Raw genomic sequence first — 4007 nt, forward strand, 5'->3', positions numbered from 1 at the left:
ATGCTGTCACCAGTACACTTTGAACAGAACCACAAAATGAAGACGAAGAGTGTCTAATAAACTCGGGGCTATTCAGTCTTCTGGGTCGTGACGGATGACACTGGAACGATGACCTCGCAATCATCACAAGCCCCTCCATCTGACACGACCTTGTTGCCGACAGTTGCCGTCGCATTTTCATTGACCGTCGCCTTATAGGTCACTTCATGCGTGCCGACACCTGCACCCGCTGGCAGCGTGAACACCAGAACAGGTGCACCGGATACATCATGTGTGAAGTCTGCGCCGCTGGCACTGCCATCAACATAGGTCAGGCCTGCACCAAGCGTATCGGTCAGTACAAGATCATTGGCTGTTGCAGCATCGCTCACCGTTACACTCAGCGTATAGGTGATCTCATCATCAATCTGAACCGTACTGCCCGATGCTACATCAGAGGTCTTCTGGGTCGTGACGGATGACACTGGAACGATGACCTCGCAATCATCACAAGCCCCATGATTTGACGTAACTTCATTAGATACAGAAACGGTGGCGTTTTCATTCACAAGCGCCTGATAAGTTTCTCTATATGTGCCGGCTGGAGTTCCTGGAACCAAAGTAAATCTAAGTGTTGGATTACCAGTTATATCAGCAGCAAAATCACCATCTACACTGCTCTCAATCAGTGTAAGGCCATCACCAAGCTGGTCAGTTACTAAAATTTCATTACTGGTCACTAAAGTGCCCGTTGAAACGTCCGAACTGATAACAGTTTCAATTGTATAAGTTATAATATCGCCCGAATTGACAGAACTTCCAGGTGTAATATTTGAATTTTTATTCGTTACGATAGTTAATACTGGGTTCTCAATCACACAACTGTCACAAGCACCATGATCAGTGACTACTGCATTTTTAACAGTTTCTTGTGCACTATCATTAACCGTAGCCTTATAATTAACAGTATAAGTTCCCGCACTGGTTCCAGATTCTAGTGTAAATTTTGGATTAGAACCGCTTAAATCTACAGTAAATGCGCTATCTGCATTAATACTTGCAGTATCTAATGTCAAACCTGGTCCCAGCGTATCCTCAAGAATAACAGGTTGCGAAGTTGCAGCTCCAACAACAGTCACAGTCAATGTATAAGATATTTCATCACTAATCTGTACCGATTGGTTGTTTGGAATATTTGCCGATTTGTTCGTACTAATTCCGACCAATAGATGCGAGGTTTCACAAACACCGCAAGCACCATCGCTGACTATTACCTGGTTATTAACTGATGTATTTGCCGAGCTCGAAACAGATGCTGTATATACTAAATCATAACTCCCTTGGCTTGAACCGGCAGGAAGAGTTGCTTTTATACTGCTTCCTGCACTTACAATATTAACAAACGAACCTTGATTGACAATTCCTGCGAACTCAAGGCCGCTTCCAAGTATATCTTCTATATTCAAATCATGTGTCGTAACACCATCCGATATATCAACTGTAATTGTGTATTCTATTAAGTCATTAACCTCTACAGAAGTACCACTATCAGGACTCGAGTTTTTATTCGTTATAATACCGACGATAGGATTAACTGTACTACAAACCACACAACCACCCCAGTTCGGAGTAACTGAATTTGAAACATCTATTGTAGCACTCTCAAGCACTTTTACTTGATATATAACTTGATGAACGCCTTCTGAGGCGCCAGCCGGTAAAGTAAATTTAATGATTGGTGCAGCACTTTGATCTACAGCAAAGTCGCCAGCACTTGTAACAATCATAAATTCTAAACCGCTGCTTAAACTATCCTCGAGTACCAGATCTTCTGGCAGAACACCGCCTTGAACCGTCGTTTCAAGCGTATAGACTATGACATCCCCATGCTGCACGGCCTGTGGAGGATTAGACGGCGGAAATCCGTTCAAGTTAGCTGTTTTATTTGTATTTACGATTACAACCGGATTAACTATTGAGCAGTTTTGACATGTGCCAGCACTAGTAACCACATTGTTGTTTACTTCAGTTACAGCACTACTATTTACTGTTGCCGTGTAAACAACCTCATATGTTCCTGGCTGAGTACCTGCAGGGAGGGTAAAACTTAATACTGGAGCAGAGCCTGTATCGATTGTAAATTCAGAAGAATGACTACTTACTTCATTAAATGTAAGTCCGCTAGACATAGTGTCCGTTAGAACTATATCTGCAATAGAACTACCCCCAGATATTACAGTGGTTAATGTATATTCAATATCATCGCCAATTTTAACGCTACTACCATTTGATTTACTAGAGGTTTTATTAGTCTGTATATTCACAAATTCATTAACAACTAAACATGAAATATCATCGTACTGTAATAATTCGTCAGGACTGATAGTAAAATTAAAACTCTGAATATCAGACGATACAGGGATAGCCGAACCAGTATCTGCATCAGTACAACTGACTTCCGTCATACGCCAGTTTTCTGGGCTAACTTCTGTAAAGACGACGGGTAAACTGAGATCATCAGGATGCTGGATTGGCCCCTTAACCGTCGCTCCATCAGATGTTGTCGTTATGTTGTGATTTAAGACACCATTTGTTCCAGAAAATTGAAAAGTTCCGCTTCCACCTATTGTTTTTTTCGATAAGGTAATCGTTGCAATAGTTGCATAGTCAACATTTGACTGTGCTGTGTCATTTTCTGTATTATAATCAATTCGTGTTAAGTCCCCGCTATTATCAGGAATTTCACGATTTAATTTGAGAGATACTGGAAAGCTACCCTGAGAAACACTGCTAGTTGTTTCAAATGGGACAGTATACTCTATCGCTCCCCCTTCTTGACCAGCTTCGGTAGAACCCGCAAGCGCTATATTAACTAAACATGTTAAAACCTGTCCATTTATAGAACATCCGTTTGGTAATGAGCTATTTGGAACCGTCCATCCAGTCGGAATAGTAACATCCAATGAATATCCATAATTGGATTGCACTATACCAGGGCCAAGATTAGCTGCCCTAAAAGAAACATTCTTCTGCTGACCTATCTGGTCATATGTATCATTTGGTGTCTGTATACTAACAGATAAATCAGGTCGACCTGAGACCGTTAATTCACATGAATTATCTTCAATATTACTCAGGGTAAAGTCATTTCTAATACAACTACCTGATTGTACAAAAGCATTATCACTAATATTATTAGGAGCTTGACTGATTTCTGCGCCGTAATTACCATTAGGAAGAACATAGAGTTCTGAATCCAGGTTAAAAACAGATGTGTTGTTATCTGAAGCAGATCCATAAGGAACTTTATCAGTTCCGCTTCTTGAATGCCCAGTTAAAACGGAGCCATTTTGCATTAAGTTGACAAGCCACCCGCCCCCACCCAGCGTTCTATCCCAATTATAATTATTAAAATTTACTATTGCTGACAGACGCGCCTGCTGTAACTGACCACAATAGACATTAATTCCATCATAACCTTGACCGCCTGCTTGGCGGTGAATACCAGCAACAGCCGAAAAACTGTTTGCGACATCACAAAACGGCCCACGCTGTGTATGTGGATAATTGGTTTCGTTTACACCAACTAACTGACCAGAAGAAGTTTGACTTTTATTAAGCCCAATCCAATCACCAAGAATCTTATTAAGTGGAGTACAATATAAGTCCAGGCTTGATGACCAAGGATACCCTGCTTGGGAGGTGCGATCATATCCACCCAATTGACCCGCTATCGATCCGGATGGACAATATCCATGACGAACAGTTCCAAGTTGATCATAAGCCTGACCAAGAACAGCCGGAACGCCATCTGGTGTGGTTGGTGTTGCGCTAACATTACCATTTATATCAACATCAATACTCGCGCAGTATAGACCAACCTGAGCGGTCATACCACGAGTACTCTTATTATCAGCAGTCATAGATTTATCTACATGATACAATCCACGCAAAGAGGTGGTTCGGGAAATCTGGACAGCGGAGATAAGTGGAATTTCTGCCTGACTTCGGCTTAGATGCCGAGAACA

1 protein-coding gene is annotated in these 4007 nt (G+C 41.7%); it reads right to left on the reverse strand.

Annotation, left to right across the window (positions count from 1 at the left end; translation table 11 throughout):
* Nucleotides 1-68: 68 nt before the first annotated feature.
* Complete coding sequence (locus FHY56_RS17660) at nucleotides 69-3923, reverse strand: isopeptide-forming domain-containing fimbrial protein (RefSeq protein ID WP_140906426.1); 3855 nt, start codon at nucleotides 3921-3923, stop codon at nucleotides 69-71.
* Nucleotides 3924-4007: the final 84 nt, after the last annotated feature.

Origin of the sequence: Brucella gallinifaecis, assembly GCF_006476605.1 — a bacterium.
GTDB classification, from domain to species: domain Bacteria; phylum Pseudomonadota; class Alphaproteobacteria; order Rhizobiales; family Rhizobiaceae; genus Brucella; species Brucella gallinifaecis.